Origin of the sequence: Pseudoflavonifractor sp. 60, assembly GCF_009911645.1 — a bacterium.
Lineage (GTDB): Bacteria > Bacillota > Clostridia > Oscillospirales > Oscillospiraceae > Lawsonibacter.
This window is the reverse complement of the sequence record NZ_QWKI01000328.1, coordinates 1-953: the sequence shown is the minus strand read 5'-3', so window position 1 is coordinate 953 and position 953 is coordinate 1. Positions and strand designations below refer to the sequence as shown.

Annotated in this window: 1 protein-coding gene; it reads right to left on the bottom strand. The window is 49.0% G+C overall.

The genetic code is table 11. The features are described 5' to 3' along the window. A partial coding sequence (locus D1646_RS22205; protein ID WP_160638503.1) for a leucine-rich repeat protein occupies positions 1-826 on the bottom strand: 826 nt, incomplete at its 3' end. Positions 827-953: the final 127 nt, after the last annotated feature.

Sequence of the window (953 nt, the reverse complement as noted above, 5' to 3'; positions counted from 1 at the left end):
TGTAGTGGATATTGGCACGGGTCAGCGTCTCGTTGTATTCGCCTATTTGGATTGCCTTCCACTGCTCCTCCGTGCCGGCATAATACACATCCGTCACACCGGTATCCCAAAAGGAGGCGTATCCGATGTTGGTCATACTGGCGGGAATGGTCACTCTGGTCAATGCGTTCAGACCCCAAAAGGCTCTATCCTCAATGCTGGCATTGCCCGACGAAAAGGTCACGCTGGTCAGACCCGTATAATGTTGGAAGTTCCCTACGCTGGTAACGCTGGATGGTACATTCAATTCCGTCATCGTCCGCAGCACATGGGGCGAATACTGCCAGACGGCGGGGGCCACACCCGTTCCCAGCCCAGCGTCACTGTTAACCTGATTCAGGATGATATCTGTATAGCACTCCCTCCAAATGTACTCCCCTTCCGTATAAAGCTTGTCCCCAATGGCATGAAAATCAAACTCTTCGCCCCATTTTTTGCTCATTTGCTCCAAAAAATGAAGAAATTCATGGACACACGCGGTTCCCGGAAAACTTGGCTTATGATCATACTGGGCAAACTCTATATTTCTGAGGTTGTGACATGAATGCCCGGTATCATTCTCAAAACCGGAAGTGTTGGTTATTGCCCCATATTCCGTAGAAACATTCAAGCTAATAAAACAGGACACATGGTCATAGTAATCCAGATCAACCCCATTAGCCTCCAGAAGGGGGGCCGCCTGTTTCGGACCAAGGTATGACCCAAGTTCAGATTCTTCCAATTCTGTGACCGGTGTATCGATCTCCACAAGGTGCATATGGGCACGCATCACGCCAACATCGTTCATATACTCCTCGAATGATTGGAGTTTATCCTTGACGAGATCAATTTCTTCCTGTGACATAGTAAACTTTGTGTGCGTTACCATACCCTTCCCGTCGTCACAGTCGGCGTCCACGTTCTTGAAGATGGCA